Origin of the sequence: Mycobacterium sp. (assembly GCF_036488105.1) — a bacterium.
Lineage (GTDB): Bacteria > Actinomycetota > Actinomycetes > Mycobacteriales > Mycobacteriaceae > Mycobacterium.
Window position 1 is genome coordinate 1 of the sequence record NZ_DASXHW010000111.1, and the last position, 14,617, is coordinate 14,617.

General features: G+C 64.9%; 14 protein-coding genes. 8 read left to right on the forward strand and 6 right to left on the reverse strand.

Translation table 11 applies throughout. From position 1 onward, the window contains the following. Nucleotides 1–116: 116 nt before the first annotated feature. The 8 genes from VGH54_RS06055 (at nucleotide 117) to VGH54_RS06090 (ending at nucleotide 7,047) form a co-directional block, all read left to right on the forward strand. Nucleotides 117–1,364, forward strand: coding sequence for a glutamate-5-semialdehyde dehydrogenase (locus VGH54_RS06055; RefSeq protein WP_331511033.1), 1,248 nt, complete (start codon nucleotides 117–119; stop codon nucleotides 1,362–1,364). Nucleotides 1,365–1,385: 21 nt separating this feature from the next. Further along, on the forward strand, nucleotides 1,386–2,261 hold the full coding sequence (locus VGH54_RS06060; RefSeq protein WP_331511034.1) for a MoxR family ATPase: 876 nt from the start codon (nucleotides 1,386–1,388) through the stop codon (nucleotides 2,259–2,261). A 10-nt stretch (nucleotides 2,262–2,271) separates the two neighbouring features. Next, complete coding sequence (locus tag VGH54_RS06065) at nucleotides 2,272–3,714, forward strand: VWA domain-containing protein (RefSeq protein ID WP_331511035.1); 1,443 nt, start codon at nucleotides 2,272–2,274, stop codon at nucleotides 3,712–3,714. A gap of 99 nt (nucleotides 3,715–3,813) precedes the next feature. Then, on the forward strand, nucleotides 3,814–4,434 hold the full coding sequence (gene nadD / locus VGH54_RS06070; protein ID WP_331511036.1) for a nicotinate-nucleotide adenylyltransferase: 621 nt from the start codon (nucleotides 3,814–3,816) through the stop codon (nucleotides 4,432–4,434). Next, nucleotides 4,431–4,790, forward strand: coding sequence for a ribosome silencing factor (gene rsfS, locus VGH54_RS06075; protein WP_331511037.1), 360 nt, complete (start codon nucleotides 4,431–4,433; stop codon nucleotides 4,788–4,790). The genes nadD and rsfS overlap by 4 nt, the downstream gene beginning before the upstream one ends. Continuing rightward, nucleotides 4,787–5,470 carry a glucosyl-3-phosphoglycerate phosphatase gene (gene gpgP / locus VGH54_RS06080; RefSeq protein WP_331511038.1) on the forward strand — a complete coding sequence of 228 codons (684 nt, stop codon included), beginning with the start codon at nucleotides 4,787–4,789 and terminating at the stop codon, nucleotides 5,468–5,470. The genes rsfS and gpgP overlap by 4 nt, the downstream gene beginning before the upstream one ends. After that, nucleotides 5,460–6,203, forward strand: coding sequence for a diglucosylglycerate octanoyltransferase (gene octT / locus VGH54_RS06085; protein ID WP_331511039.1), 744 nt, complete (start codon nucleotides 5,460–5,462; stop codon nucleotides 6,201–6,203). The genes gpgP and octT overlap by 11 nt, the downstream gene beginning before the upstream one ends. 4 nt (nucleotides 6,204–6,207) lie before the next feature. Next, nucleotides 6,208–7,047, forward strand: a complete 840-nt coding sequence (locus VGH54_RS06090; RefSeq protein ID WP_331511040.1) for a DegV family protein — start codon at nucleotides 6,208–6,210, stop codon at nucleotides 7,045–7,047. 7 nt (nucleotides 7,048–7,054) lie between these two features. Here the strand turns inward: VGH54_RS06090 and VGH54_RS06095 are convergent, their stop codons facing one another. The 6 genes from VGH54_RS06095 to VGH54_RS06120 all read right to left on the reverse strand — a co-directional run. Further along, entirely contained in the window at nucleotides 7,055–9,952 is a 2,898-nt protein-coding gene (locus VGH54_RS06095; protein WP_331511041.1) for an MMPL family transporter, read from the reverse strand. Next, complete coding sequence (locus VGH54_RS06100) at nucleotides 9,949–10,383, reverse strand: MmpS family transport accessory protein (protein WP_331511042.1); 435 nt, start codon at nucleotides 10,381–10,383, stop codon at nucleotides 9,949–9,951. The genes VGH54_RS06095 and VGH54_RS06100 overlap by 4 nt, the downstream gene beginning before the upstream one ends. 237 nt (nucleotides 10,384–10,620) lie before the next feature. Further along, nucleotides 10,621–11,676, reverse strand: a complete 1,056-nt coding sequence (locus VGH54_RS06105) for a dihydrodipicolinate reductase (RefSeq protein WP_331511043.1) — start codon at nucleotides 11,674–11,676, stop codon at nucleotides 10,621–10,623. A gap of 67 nt (nucleotides 11,677–11,743) precedes the next feature. Further along, nucleotides 11,744–12,394, reverse strand: a complete 651-nt coding sequence (locus VGH54_RS06110) for a GAP family protein (protein WP_331511044.1) — start codon at nucleotides 12,392–12,394, stop codon at nucleotides 11,744–11,746. Nucleotides 12,395–12,426: 32 nt separating this feature from the next. Beyond that, on the reverse strand, nucleotides 12,427–14,163 hold the full coding sequence (locus VGH54_RS06115) for an AMP-binding protein (protein WP_331511045.1): 1,737 nt from the start codon (nucleotides 14,161–14,163) through the stop codon (nucleotides 12,427–12,429). A gap of 55 nt (nucleotides 14,164–14,218) precedes the next feature. Further along, nucleotides 14,219–14,617: PE-PPE domain-containing protein (locus VGH54_RS06120; RefSeq protein ID WP_331511046.1), on the reverse strand; the 399-nt coding region annotated here is incomplete at its 5' end.

A 14,617-nucleotide genomic window follows, 5' to 3' on the forward strand; every position in this document is an offset into this window, starting at 1 on the left:
TCGAAGACCGGCGAAACGAAACATCCCGTGCCCGATCCGGCCGATCTCGGGCGACCGCGTCCACCCCGATTGGGGTCGTCTCCACCCGGCGGTAGCATGCCCGCTACCCTTGGTTAATGAGTGTGCATGCCATCTCGGTGCCGGACGTGCGCCAACAGGTACACGAAGCGGCGCGCCGAGCCCGAGCTGCCGCCCAGGTGCTGGCCTCATTGCCAACAGTCGCCAAAGACCAGGCGCTTTGTGTCGCCGCCGACGCGATCGTTGCCAACACCGACCGGGTACTGGCGGCCAACGCCGAAGACCTGCGGATAGCACGGGCGGCGGACACACCGGCCGCCATGATCGACCGGCTGGCGTTGGACGCCAAGCGGGTCGAAGCGATCGCTGCGGGCCTGCGTCAGGTGGCGGGGCTACCCGACCCAGTGGGAGAGGTGCTGCGCGGCTACACGTTGCCGAACGGGCTGGCGCTGCGCCAGCAGCGTGTTCCACTCGGTGTGCTCGGGATGGTCTACGAGGGCCGGCCCAACGTCACCGTCGATGCGTTCGGTCTGGCGCTGAAGTCCGGCAACGCCGCCTTGCTGCGCGGTAGCTCGTCGGCGGCGAAGTCCAACGAGGCGCTGGTCGCGATATTGCGCGAGGCGCTGCAGCACGAGGACCTGCCCGCCGATGCCGTTCAACTAATCTCGGCTGCCGACCGCTCGTCAGTCACCCATTTGATCCAGGCCCGCGGACTGGTCGACGTGGTAATCCCACGCGGGGGAGCGGGTCTAATCGAGGCGGTGGTCCGCGACTCCCAGGTGCCGACGATCGAGACCGGCGTCGGCAATTGCCACGTCTACGTGAACGACGCCTCCGACCTCGACATGGCTGAGCGAATCCTGTTGAACTCCAAGACTCGTCGTCCAAGTGTCTGCAATGCCGCCGAGACGTTGCTGGTCGATGCGGCGATCGCCGACCAGGCCTTGCCGCGGTTGATCAATGCGCTTCAAGACGCCGGCGTGAGCGTGCACCTCGACCCCGACGAGGACCAGTTGCGCTGCGAATTCCTGTCGATGGAGATCGCTGTCGCGGTCGTCAACGGCGTCGATGCGGCCATCGCTCACATCAACGAATACGGAACCGGACACACCGAGGCCATCGTGACCTCCAATATGGCTGCCGCCCAACGGTTCACCGAAGGGGTCGATGCGGCCGCGGTGATGGTGAACGCGTCGACCTCTTTCACCGACGGCGAGCAGTTCGGGTTCGGCGCCGAGATCGGCATCTCGACCCAGAAGCTGCATGCCCGCGGCCCGATGGGGTTACCGGAACTGACCTCGACGAAATGGATCGTCTGGGGAGACGGTCAGACTCGCCCCGCCTGACGTGTTGAGGAGAACGCAATAGTGAGTGTGCCCGCGCGGCCTGTCCCGCTGTTCGCCGATATCGACGATGTCGGTCGCCGGCTGGCCGAAACCGGCTACCTGCCCGATACCGCGACCGCCACCGCGGTTTTCCTCGCCGACCGACTCGGCAAGCCGCTTCTGGTGGAAGGCCCGGCCGGTGTGGGTAAGACCGAACTGGCCCGCGCCGTCGCGCAGGCCACCGGATCGGGTCTGGTGCGCCTGCAGTGCTACGAAGGCGTCGACGAGGCCCGTGCCCTCTACGAGTGGAACCACGCCAAGCAGATTCTGCGTATCCAGGCCGGCTCCGATGACTGGGACCAGACCAAGACCGACGTCTTCACCGAGGAGTTTCTGCTCGCGCGTCCGCTACTGACCGCGATCCGGCGCACCGAACCCACGGTGCTGTTGGTCGACGAGACGGACAAGGCCGACATCGAAATCGAGGGTCTGCTGCTGGAGGTGTTGTCGGACTTCGCCGTGACGGTCCCCGAGTTGGGCACCATCGTCGCCGAACGGCCGCCGTTCGTGGTGCTGACCTCCAACGCCACCCGCGAGCTGTCCGAAGCGCTCAAACGTCGCTGCCTGTTCTTACACATCGACTTCCCCAGCCCCGACCTGGAACGCCGAATCCTGTTGTCCCGCGTGCCCGAACTACCCGGTCACATTGGTGAAGAGCTGGTGCGCATCATCGGCGTGCTGCGCGGAATGCAGCTCAAGAAGCTGCCTTCGGTCGCCGAGACCATCGACTGGGGACGCACCATACTGGCGCTCGGCTTGGACACCATCGACGACGCGACCATCGCCGCCACCATGGGTGTCGTGCTCAAGCATCAATCCGATCAGCAACGCGCCATCGGCGAACTCCGGCTGAACTGAGGCACAGCTGATGGCCGTCCGGCGCGTTCGCCCCAGCCAGCCGCTGGCCCCGCATGGCCTGCCGGGGCATCTGGTTGGCTTCGTGGAAGCCCTACGCGGACAAGGTATCTCGGTTGGACCATCGGAGACCGTGGATGCCGGCCGGGTGATGGGAGTCCTCGGGCTCGGTGACCGCGAGATTCTGCGCGAAGGTCTGGCGTGCGCGGTGCTGCGCCGGCCCGAGCACCGCGAAACATATGACGCGATGTTCGACCTGTGGTGGCCGGCCGCGCTGGGTGCGCGCGCGGTGGTCACCGAAGAGGACGCCGTCGACCCCGACGTTCAGCTTCCGCCCGACGACGTCGAGGCGATGCGCCAGATGCTGCTCGATCTGCTGACGGACAACCCCGAGCTCGCCGACATGGATGAACGGCTGGTCGCGATGATCGCTCAAATCGTCGACGCCTACGGCAAGTACAACTCCAGCCGGGGCCCGTCGTACTCGTCGTATCAGGCTCTCAAATCGATGGCGCTGGACGAGTTGGAGGGCAAGCTGCTGGCCGGCCTGCTCGCTCCGTACGGCGACGAACCCACGCCTACCCAGGAGCAGATCGCCAAAGCGCTTGCCGCGCAAAGGATCACACAGCTGCGAAAAATGGTCGACGCCGAGACCAAGCGGCGCACCGCCGAGCAACTCGGCCGTGACCACGTCCAGATGTACGGCATTCCGCAGCTATCAGAGAACGTCGAATTCCTGCGCGCCTCGGGTGATCAGCTGCGCTCGATGCGGCGGGTCGTGCAACCGCTGGCCCGCACGCTGGCGACCCGGCTGGCCGCGCGGCGGCGCCGCGCCCGCGCCGGTGCGATCGACCTGCGCAAGACGCTGCGCAAATCGATGTCGACCGGCGGTGTGCCGATCGATCTTGTGCTGCGCAAGCCGCGCCCGGCCCGCCCCGAACTGGTGGTGCTGTGCGACGTGTCGGGGTCGGTCGCCGGCTTCAGCCACTTCACGCTGCTGTTGGTGCACGCGCTGCGCCAGCAGTTCTCCCGAGTTCGGGTCTTCGCGTTCATCGACACCAGCGATGAGGTCACCCACATGTTCGGCCCGGACGCCGACCTGGCCGTGGCCATCCAGCGCATCACCCGGGAGGCCGGCGTCTACACCCGCGATGGCCACAGCGACTACGGGAATGCCTTCGTCTCGTTCATTCAGGCACATCCCAACGTGCTGTCGCCGCGAAGTTCCCTGCTGGTGCTCGGTGACGGGCGCACCAACTACCGGGACCCGGCCACCGACGTGTTGGCGCACATGGTGACCGCCAGCCGGCACGCGCACTGGCTGAACCCGGAGCCCAAGCACCTGTGGGGCAGCGGCGACTCGGCAGTGCCGCGCTATCAAGAGGTGATCACCATGCACGAATGCCGCTCCGCCAAGCAGCTGGCAGCTGTGATCGACCAGCTACTGCCGATTTGATTTGTAGCGTCTGTCCAAGGAGCCCCTTCGCCGGGGTGCTGGTGTGGCCTATGTGACACTGGAGCCCCGCTCCACACCGCTCAAGTAAGCTGGCAAACCGTGCAAAAGCGGCGGCTGGGAGTCATGGGTGGGACGTTCGATCCCATCCACAACGGTCACCTGGTCGCGGCCAGCGAGGTGGCTGACTTGTTCGACCTCGACGAGGTGGTGTTCGTGCCGACCGGCCAGCCCTGGCTGAAGGGCCGCCAGGTCAGCGCCGGTGAAGACCGCTACCTGATGACGGTCGTCGCCACCGCGGCCAACCCCCGCTTCTCGGTCAGCCGCGTCGACATCGATCGCGGCGGACCCACCTACACCAAGGACACTCTGCGGGACCTGCACACGCTGAATCCCGACTCCGACCTGTACTTCATCACCGGCGCCGACGCGCTGGCCTCCATCCTGTCCTGGCAGGACCTGGACGAGCTGTTCGCGGCGGCGCGATTCGTCGGAGTCAGCCGGCCCGGCTACGAACTCGGCAGCGAGCATCTCACCGAGGTACTCGACGGTTTGCCCGAGGACGCACTGTCGTTGGTCGAAATCCCGGCGCTGGCCATCTCGTCCACCGACTGCCGGCTGCGCGCCGCGGAAGGCCGGCCGTTGTGGTACCTGATGCCCGACGGCGTCGTGCAGTACATCTCCAAGCGCGACCTCTACCGCAAACCGCGGGAGGAGGCGTGACGGCCGCGACCGAGGCGATCGACATGGCCACCGTCGCCGCCCGCGCTGCCGCGGCGAAGTTGGCCGACGACGTCGTCGTCATCGACGTGTCCGATCAACTCGTCATCACCGACTGCTTCGTGATCGCCTCGGCGTCCAACGAACGGCAAGTCAACGCCATCGTCGACGAGGTCGAAGAGAAAATGCGCGAGGCCGGCTACAAGCCCGCCCGGCGCGAGGGCACCCGCGAAGGCCGCTGGACGCTGCTGGACTACCTCGACATCGTCGTGCACATCCAGCACCAAGACGAACGCGATTTCTACGCGCTGGATCGGCTGTGGCGTGACTGTCCGCTGGTCACGGTGGACGTGTCATGACGGTGCGCCGGCTGGTGATGATGCGGCACGGTCAGACCGAGTTCAATCTCGGCAGCCGGATGCAGGGGCAGCTCGACACCGAGCTGACCGAGCTGGGCCGGGCCCAGGCGATCACCGCCGCCGAGGCGCTGGCCAAACTCCACCCGCTGCTCGTGGTGTCGTCGGATCTGCGCCGCGCCTACGACACCGCGATCGAGTTGGAGGAACGCACCGGACTGCGGGTCCGGGTCGACCAACGCCTGCGCGAAACCCACCTCGGCGACTGGCAGGGCATGACCCACACCGAGATCGACGCCGTCGCCCCGGGCGCGCGACTGGCGTGGCGCGACGACGCCAGGTGGGCACCACACGGCGGGGAAAGCCGGGTCGACGTGGCGGCCCGCAGCGTGCCGTTGATCGCCGAGCTGGTCGCCGGTGAACCCGAGTGGGGCGCCGCCGACGAACCGGTGCGACCGGTGGTGCTGGTTGCTCACGGTGGCCTGATCGCCGCGCTGACCGCGGCGTTGCTGCGGTTACCGGTCGACAACTGGCCGGCATTGGGCGGCATGGGCAACACCAGCTGGACACAGCTGTCCGGTCACACCGCCGACTCGGAGTCCGGCGCCGACGATTTCGACGCCATCCGGTGGCGGCTTGACGTGTGGAACGCATCGGCACAGGTCGCCGGCGATGTCCTCTGAGCAACCGGTGCGGTCAACGCTGCTGGTCTTCGCCGACTCCCTTGCCTACTACGGGCCCGCCGGCGGGCTACCGGCAGACGACCCAAGGATCTGGCCCAATATCGTTGCCGCACAGCTGGGTTGGGAACTGGAGCTGATCGGCCGAATCGGTTGGACATGCCGGGATATCTGGTGGGCGGCCACCCAGGATCCGCGGGCGTGGGCGGCGTTGCCCCGCGCCGGAGCGGTGATCTTCGCGACCGGCGGTATGGACTCGCTGCCGTCGCCGCTGCCCACCGCGTTGCGGGAGCTGATTCGTTACGTGCGCCCGCCGTGGCTGCGGCGATGGGCTCGCGACGGCTACGGTTGGGTGCAGCCGCGACTGTCTCCGGTAGCCAGAGCTGCTCTGCCGCCGCACCTTTCGGTCGAGTACCTCGAACAGACCCGCGGCGCAATCGATTTCAACCGGCCCGGAATCCCGATTGTGGCATCGCTTCCGTCGGTGCATATCGCCGAGACCTACGGAAAAGCCCATCACGGCCGGCCGGGTACGGTCGCGGCGATCACCGAGTGGGCCGGCGAACACGACGTTCCGCTCGTCGACCTGAAAGCCGCTGTCGCCGAACACGTGCTGAGCGGTCGCGGCAATCCCGATGGAATCCACTGGAATTTCGAAGCGCACCAGGCCGTCGCGGAGTTGATGCTCAAGGCGCTGGCCGAGGCCGGCATCGAAGCCGAGAAACCGCGCGGCTGACTTCATGCCTGTCGTCGTAGTGACCGATTCGTCGGCGCGCCTTCCCGAGGAACTGCGTCTGCAATGGGGGATACGTGAAGTGCCCCTGCACATTCTGCTCGACGGCACCGACCTGCGCGACGGCGTGGACGACATTCCGGACAACATCCACGAATACGGCGACGCCACCACGGCGGCCGCGACACCGGCCGAGTTGGCCGATGTCTACCGGCAGGCGCTGGCCGACAGCGGCGGCGACGGGGTGATCGCCGTACACCTTTCCAAGGCGCTGTCGGGAACGCTGGGTGCCGCCGAAACCTCCGCGGCCGAGATCGGCTCAGCAGTAAGGGTCCTCGACTCGAAATTCACCGGGATGAACACCGGCTTCATCGCGCTCGCGGCCGCTCGGGCCGCGGCCGACGGCGCCGACCTGGACACCGTCGCGCAAGCCGCCACCGCCGCGGTCAGCCGCAATCACGGGTTCATCGTTGTGCATCAACTGGACAACCTGCGGCGAAGCGGGCGCATCGGTGGTGCCGGTGCGTGGCTGGGCACCAAGCTGTCGCTGAAGCCGCTGTTGCGCATTGATGACGGTAAACTTGTTCTGGCACAACGAGTTCGGACAGCCAACAAAGCGGTCGCGACAATGATCGACCGGGTGAGCGAGATCGTCGGGGCACGGTCCGCCTCGCTCGCAGTACATCACGTCGCCAACCCCGACGGCGCCCTTAACCTGGTCGCCGCTTTGGCCGAGCGACTGCCCGGTGGTGAACCGGCGATCGTGACGGACCTCGGGCCGGTGCTGGCCCTTCATGTCGGCGCGGGCGCGCTCGGAGTCTGCGTGGAGTTGCACGACGACGACTGAGTCGGCGTCAGGACTTCTGCACGGCCAGCGGTGCGGTGTTGGCTTCCTCGGCGACTGCCGGCGGAGCCGTCGGCTTCGCGTGGTCGCCACGGGGATGGACTACCAGGGGCCACCAGAACCAGCGGCCCAGCATGGTTGCCAGCGACGGCATGAATAGCGTTCGCACCACCAGGGTGTCGAGCAGCAGGCCGATACAGACTGTCGAGCCGAACTGGCCCAACACCGTCAGGTCGCTGCCCAGCATCGCCGCCATCGTGAATGCGAACACCAGACCCGCCGACGTCACCACCGCACCGGTGCCGGCCATCGACCGGATGTATCCGGTCTTGAGCCCTGCGTGTATTTCTTCTTTGAACCTCGAGACCAGCAGCAGGTTGTAGTCGGAGCCCACCGCCAACAGGATGATCACCGACAGTGCCACGACGATCCAGTGCAGGTGCATGCCGAACAGGTCCTGCCAGATCAGCACAGACAACCCGACGGATGCGGCGATCGAACTGCTCGCGGTTCCGACGATCACCAGCGCCGCCACCACACTGCGGGTGAGGATCAGCATGATCATGAAGATCAGCGTCAAGGCCGACACCACCGCGATCATCAGGTCGTACTTCTCGCCGTCGGCCATATCGCGGAATGTCGCGGCGGTGCCGCCGAGATACACCTTGGCGTCCGATAGCGAGGACTGCTTGAGCGCTTCCTGGGCCGCGGTGCGCTCCGCGGACACGCGATCGATTCCTTCGGGCGACATCGGATCACCCTGGTGAGTGATGAAGAAGCGCACCGACTTTCCGTCGGGAGAGAAGAACAACTTCACGCCGCGAATGAACTCCGGGTTGGTGAACGCCTCGGGCGGCAGGTAGAAGAAGTCGTCGTTCTGCGACTTGTCGAAGCTCTGCCCCATCACGATGGAGGTGTTGCTCATCGCCTCCATCTGGTTGATCATCGCCTGGAACGTCTGATACATGGTCAGCGTCAGACCGTGCGTCGTTTTCAACGTCTCGAGCATGATCGGGATCAGCAGCTCTAACTCGTGCGAAGCCTGTGCGGTGCGGGTGATATCGCCGGAGAGATCGTGGAATTTCTCGGCGAGTTGGTCGAAACCGTCGATCGAGTCGAACAACGACCGGAACGAGATGCAGACCGGGATGTCGTAGCAGTGCTTCTCCCAATAGAAGTAGCTGCGGATCGGCCGGTAGAAGTCTTCGAAGTCCGCAATATGGTCCCGCAGGGTGTCGGTGATCTCCGATGTCTCCTGGGTGGTTTTCGCGCTGTCGAGGGCGGCGCTGGCCAGATCATGGGTGACCTTCGCCTGGCGTTCCGTCACGTTGATCATGATCTGCATCTCGTCGGCCATTTTCAGAATGTCTTTCATTCTGTCTTTGAGGAAGTCCATGTTCTGCATTGTCGTCTGGCTCTGGATGCTGTTCTGGAACGGAATTGAGCTGTGCTGGATAGGAATTCCCAGCGGCCGGGTGATGTCCTGAATCATCGCGATGCCGAGGGTCCGGATCTCGTTCTTGGCGACCTTGTCCAACACCAGCATGTCGGCCGGATTGCGCATATCGTGGTCGGCCTCGACCAGCAGCAGGTCCGGATTCATCCGGGCTTCGGAGAAGTGCCGGTCGGCCGCGGCATACCCGATGTTGGACCGCGCTGATTCGGGTAGGTAATGACGGTCGTTGTAACTTGGTTCATATCCGGGTAATGCGACCATGCCAACCAGGACGACGGCGCCGCTGACCGCGAAAACCGGTGCGGGCCAACGTACGACGGCGGTGCCGACTCGCCGCCATAGCCGTCCGCGGGACTGCTTCTTCTTCTCGAACAGTCCGAACCGGCTGCCCAGGAAAACCACGGCCGGGCCCAGCGTCAAGCCGGCTGCCACCACGACGATCATGCCGATGGCCACCGGGTCGCCCATGGTGTGAAACCAGGGCAACCGGCAGAAGCTGAGGCAATACGTCGCGCCGGCAATGGTCAACCCGGACCCCAGCACGACGGGGGCCACGCCTTTAAACGTTGTGTAGTAAGCGGTTTCGCGGTCTTCGCCGGCGCGACGCGCCTCCTGATAGCGGCCGACGAGGAAGATGCCGTAGTCGGTGCCGGCCGCGATCGCCAGCATCGTCAGGATGTTCGCGGCGAACGTGGTGAGCCCAAAGGCGTTGTTGTAACCGAGAACTGCGACGATTCCGCGTGCGCAGGCCAGCGCGACGAAGGTCATGAACAGCTGGATCAGCGTCGTGACGATCGAGCGGTAGACCAGCAGCAGCATGATCGCGATCGCGCCCAGGGTGAACAGCGTGATTTTTGCCAGGCTGTCGTTGCCGATGACGTGCATGTCGTCCGACAGCGCCGCCGAGCCGGTGACGTGAGCCTTGACCCCGGGCGGCGCGGGCTCGTCGTCGACGACCTTGCGGACGGCCTCGACGGACTTGTTGGCCTGTGTGGTGCCCTGATTACCGGCGATGTTGACCTGGACGTAGGAAGCCTTGGCATCGGCGCTCTGAGCGCCCGCCGCGGTGAACCGGTCACCCCAGAAGTCCTGGATGTGCTGCACGTGCTCAGGATCGGCTCGCAGCTTGCGGACGATGTCGTCGTAGTAGCGGTGCGCGGCGTCGCCGAGCGGCTGCTGACTTTCGACCACCACCATGACCGTGCTGTTGGAACTGAACTCGTGGAAGTTGTGTCCCATCCGCATCATCGCCTGATTAGACGGCGCTTCCAGGGGCGCCATTGGCGCGGAATGGTTTTCGCCGACGATTTCCAGGCTGGGAACGGCGACGTTGACCACGACAGTCAGCGCGACCCAGGCCAGGATGATTGGAATCGCGAAGATGCGAATGAGATGCGGGATAAAGGGGCGGTGCGGTTTGGCTGCTGTGCTCTCAGTGTCGGTGTCGGTCATGCGGACTTCACCAGGCAGAACGTCTGGGCGTTGTGGCCGTCCGAGCTGCGGTGCTCGCGTAACTCTCCGTCAACGGTGATGCGGCAGCCGATGTAGCCGGCATCCGTCTGCGCCATGATGTTGGCGCTCACTGCCGGCAGAGTGGTGGAAATGGTGTACGACCATGGCAGTGGCACGCTGTTGACCTGGTGGGTGTTGGCGTCGGCGTCCCAGTAGTTGATGTTCGCGACACTGCCGGGCGGCCCGTCGATCTCGTACTTCACCACTTTGGGGTTGAACTGCACGATCTTGATTCCGGCTCCCGAGTTCGCGTTGAGGTCTTGCGAGGCGAACACCTTGTGCAGGCGCGTCACGGCCAGGGCGGAAACCGACAGCACGACCACCAGCAGCAGAGGTATCCAGGCACGTTTGAGCAGACCGTTAATCGACATCGCCCTCACTCGGTCTCCTTCCGCCGCCCGTCCGCAATGTTGTCCGCGAACACCTCGAGCCACGGATCCTTTCCGCAGTCGAGAACGGGCGCGTCCGGGGCAGCTTTGCCGCAAGAGCTGGCCTTTGTCGGTCATCGTCGCCGATGCCGCGTGGAACCTTTGCTCGGCTAACGATGCTAGACGATAGGGCACGGCTGCGTTCTGTTAGGTCCCTACGATGTATCGCTGCTCGCACGGTTACTGCGCGGCGCGGCCCGTGACGGGTGGGAGGTCGGCCAGCGTGACGATTCCCGGCTTGGCGGCCACGACTGCGGGCACCGCGTTGGTCACCGGCATTGCGGTGTAGATCATGCCCAGGCCCATGAATCCCGGCTCGGTCCAACCTTTAGGCGGCAGACAGTGCACTACGGTGCGCATATTCGGCACTCCGAACACCTGAATGACGTGGCCGTGCTCGAGTGGCTTGGGCGGCACCACGTGACTGCCCATCGTCCAGTTGAAGCCGACGCTGACCACATTGCGGTCGCCGACCCAGCCGCGGTGATAGCCGAAGACGCTGCCGACCGCGCCGGCCGGGATCTTCATGAAACCCAAGTCTGAATCGCCGGTGGCTGCGGTGAAGGTGACGTCGAAGGTCAGCTTGTCCAGCTTCGCGCCGATCGCGTCGGCCATCATCGCGGCGGATTCGGCGAAGACCTCACTTTCGCGTCGCACGTTCTCGGCCAGCCCAGGTGTGTCGGGGTCTTGCGAGAAACCCATGGCCGTCTGGGTTTCCGCCGATTCGTAGGTAGAGCAGTCCACTGATTCGGTGATGCGGATCTCGTCGACGCGTTCACATGACCCGCTGAGCGCCATGCCGACCAGGTTCGTCATCCCGGGGTGCGCGCCGCTGCCAAAGATTGTCGAGCCGCCCCGCTCGCACGCATCGAGGATCCGCTGAAGATCCTGCGGTGTCTGCTTGCCGCCGGTGATCCAGGCCGCGCTGGAGCACACGTTGATGCCTGACTCGAGCAGCCGAACCAACTCATCGACGCTGGGCCACAACGGGTTATAGCAACAAGCGTCGGGCCGAAGTGCCAACAGCGCATCAATGTCGTTGGTGGCCTTGACCCCGGTCGGCTCCGGCCAACCGGACAGCTCGGCAGCATCCACCCCGACCTTGTCCTGCCCGTGCGCGTACACACCGACCAGTTCCATGTCCGGTCGGCCGATAATGGCGTGCAGCGATCGTCGCCCGATGTTGCCGGTGGTCCACTGGATGACTCGAAGCGGATGGTCTGTGGTCGCGCTCATCGGGGGCTCCTTTGCCGGTGTGATTGAAGTCATTATGTTCAACCGGCCGACGCCCGCGAACCGGGCCCTATAGCCCGGAGGCGCCGACCGCGAGGAAGGCGCAGCCGATCGCGATCAGCAGGATGACGACGTCGCGGCGGCGACGCGACCGGATCCAGTCGTGCAGCACAGTCATCGACCTGGCGGTGGCCTTCGGTGCCAAAAGATAGGCCAGCAGCGGTATCTCAACGAGCCCGAATGCCACGACGTTGAACATCACCAGCACGGCGACCTGGGTCAACGCTGCCGCGCCCGAGGCCAGGATGACAGCCAGCGCGGCGAGGTAGTCGACCGAGGGCAACGCGATACTGAGGCCGGCGATTCCCGCGACCGATAGCGAATCGCCCTTCAGCAATTTCCGGGCCGGCGTCGCAAATGTGGCCGGTCGCGGACCCAGCCGGCCGGGGAGGTCGACCGCCACGACCGTGGCGACGAACAGCGCCAGCAGGCCGATCAGGATCTGAACTCTGGGCACGGTGACGAAGGAGCTACCGAGCAGTATGCGTCGAAGCACAAACAGCACAACGAGTCCCACCGTCGTTCCCATGACGAAACCACCACACAAGAACGCGAACAACTGCAGCGCCGGTTTGGGTCGGTTCAGCATGAGCACGGTCATGCCGATCCGGAACGGTTCGACGCTGACGGCAAAAGCCATCACCAGGACCGTCGCCAGCATGGGTTAATTCCGGGGATGCGACGTCGCCCCGGCTAGGCGTCCAACCGCGCGAATTGGTCATGGCGGTATTGCGCGACGCAAGCGGCGCGTCTGATCTTTCCGCTCGTCGTGGTCGGTATCGACCCCGACGGCACCAGAACGACGTCCCCGACATTCAGGCCGTGCGCATTAGAGATCGCCGAGGTGACGTCGCTTCTGACCCCGCTGAGCCGGTGCCGCAGATCCTCGCTGGCTTCGCCGCGCTTCTTTTTCACCTCGATGACGGTGACCAGCTGCTCGGTGCTGTCCACCGGGACCGATATCGCCGCGACTCGCCCTTGGGCGATCTGTTGGACCGTCGCCTCGATGTCCTCGGGATAGTGGTTACGCCCACGGATGATCAGCAGATCCTTGATGCGGCCGCCGATGAACAGCTGGCCCTCGTGGACGAAGCCCAAGTCGCCGGTCCGCAGCCACGGGCCCGCGGGGGTGCCAGGTGAGGGGTCGACGAGCGTGGCGCCGAAGCAGGCCTGATCTTCCGGCGGTTTGTGCCAATAGCCCTCGGCCACGTTCTCGCCGTGCACCCAGATTTCACCGACCAGGTCCGGCTGGCACTCGCGATGCGTCTCGCTGTCGACGATCCGGAGTTTGGGCGATTGCGGCACTTGGTAACCGACAAGCGCCGAGCCGCCCCCGGGCGCACACCGTTCAACGCGTCCCGTGCCCAGCTCGCCGACGTCGAAGTGCACCGCGGGTTCTGACTCGCTCCAGGTGCCGGTCGTCACGAAGACCGTTGCCTCCGCCAAACCGTAGGACGGACGCATCATGTGGTCTTTGAAGTTGAAGTGCGAGAACCGATCGACGAAGCGGTGCAGCGTGGCCGGCTCGACACGTTCGGCGCCGCTGATGATGCCCAAAACTCCACCGAGGTCGAGCCCGGCCAGATCGGCATCTTTCGTTTGGCGGGCGGCCAAGTCGAAGGCAAAGTTGGGCGCCGACGACCATGCATGCGGGTTCTCGGCCAGTGCCCGCACCCACCGCGCCGGCCTTTCCAGAAAGCCGACCGGGCTGGTCAGCTGTGCGTGATAGCCGCCCAGGATCGGCGCGCAGACGCCGAGCACCAAACCCATGTCGTGGTAGAAGGGCAACCACGACACAAGCGTGGTATCAGCCGGGACTTTGGAGTTCGCAAAAAAACTGACCATCAGCTGCTCGAAATTCACCGTCAGATTGCGGTGCGACATCATCACCCCGGTGGGCGTTCGCGTCGAACCCGAGCTGTACTGCAAATACGCGATGCGCGGTACATCTGTTGTCTGAAGGCTTGACCCGCCCTCGACATCCAAATTCAGCGCATCGATCTCGACGATCTTCGGCGCGGTGTCCATGCGGGACTGATCGACGTAATCGCCGACGTCTTCGGCTGCCGCGGACGTCGTGAGAACGACTGCGGGCGAGGTGTCGGCAAAGACCGCGCCCACCCGCTCGTAACTCGAGCCGCGGTGGGGTAGCGGTAGCGGAACCGCGATGAGTCCCGCCTGCATGGATCCCAGGAAAGCCAGGATGTACTCCAGGCCCTGCGGGGCCAGAATGACCGCCCGGTCTCCGACCGACCCGTGCGCGCGGATCTCGCGCGCCACATTCATCGTTCGGCGCGATAGCTGCGACCACGTCAGGGTTTCGGGAACGCCGGCGTAGTCCTTCTCGTAATCGGTGAAAGTAAACGCGACGTCATTGGGCCGCAGGCTGGCACGGCCGTGCAGCATCGAGAGGATGGATGACTGAGGCATGGGCGTCACTTCGTATCCGTAGCAATGGTCGATTTCGAGGGTTCGAATTCGGTGGTCAGTTTGGTACTTCGCCCGCGCCGTGCGACAGCACAGACATGGCACCGCTGAGAATCTGCGAGAACGGGTCGGCACCGCCACCGAACGTCGCCTGGTTTGCCGGCGCGGTGACTTCAGCTGGGTCGAAGCCGTGCACCGGGTCGACCTGAACCGGCGCCGTTGCCGGGTCATCGTTTCGACGGTAACCCGCGTTCACCCGCGGGATGAGGATTGAATCGAGTTTATTCAGCGTGTCTTCCGGGATCCCGATGTATTGCAGCGGCATCACCAGCGGAAGGTGCTTTTCCGGGACCATGATCGTGGTGTCTTTCGCGCCCCGCGAATTGATCGTGGTTCTGATGTTCTGCGGCGGCACCATGCTCGCGTTCGTGAATGCCACCGCGGTGTGACCCGTCGC

Bases quoted from the DNA above. Each gene is read 5' to 3' on its own strand.
- VGH54_RS06055 (WP_331511033.1), top strand. From the start codon at position 117: ATGAGTGTGCATGCCATCTCGGTGCCGGACGTGCGCCAACAGGTACAC.
- VGH54_RS06100 (WP_331511042.1), bottom strand. From the start codon at position 10,383: ATGTCGATTAACGGTCTGCTCAAACGTGCCTGGATACCTCTGCTGCTG.
- VGH54_RS06105 (WP_331511043.1), bottom strand. From the start codon at position 11,676: ATGAGCGCGACCACAGACCATCCGCTTCGAGTCATCCAGTGGACCACC.
- octT (WP_331511039.1), top strand. From the start codon at position 5,460: ATGTCCTCTGAGCAACCGGTGCGGTCAACGCTGCTGGTCTTCGCCGAC.
- VGH54_RS06065 (WP_331511035.1), top strand. From the start codon at position 2,272: ATGGCCGTCCGGCGCGTTCGCCCCAGCCAGCCGCTGGCCCCGCATGGC.
- VGH54_RS06095 (WP_331511041.1), bottom strand. From the start codon at position 9,952: ATGACCGACACCGACACTGAGAGCACAGCAGCCAAACCGCACCGCCCC.
- VGH54_RS06115 (WP_331511045.1), bottom strand. From the start codon at position 14,163: ATGCCTCAGTCATCCATCCTCTCGATGCTGCACGGCCGTGCCAGCCTG.
- gpgP (WP_331511038.1), top strand. From the start codon at position 4,787: ATGACGGTGCGCCGGCTGGTGATGATGCGGCACGGTCAGACCGAGTTC.
- VGH54_RS06110 (WP_331511044.1), bottom strand. From the start codon at position 12,394: ATGCTGGCGACGGTCCTGGTGATGGCTTTTGCCGTCAGCGTCGAACCG.
- VGH54_RS06090 (WP_331511040.1), top strand. From the start codon at position 6,208: ATGCCTGTCGTCGTAGTGACCGATTCGTCGGCGCGCCTTCCCGAGGAA.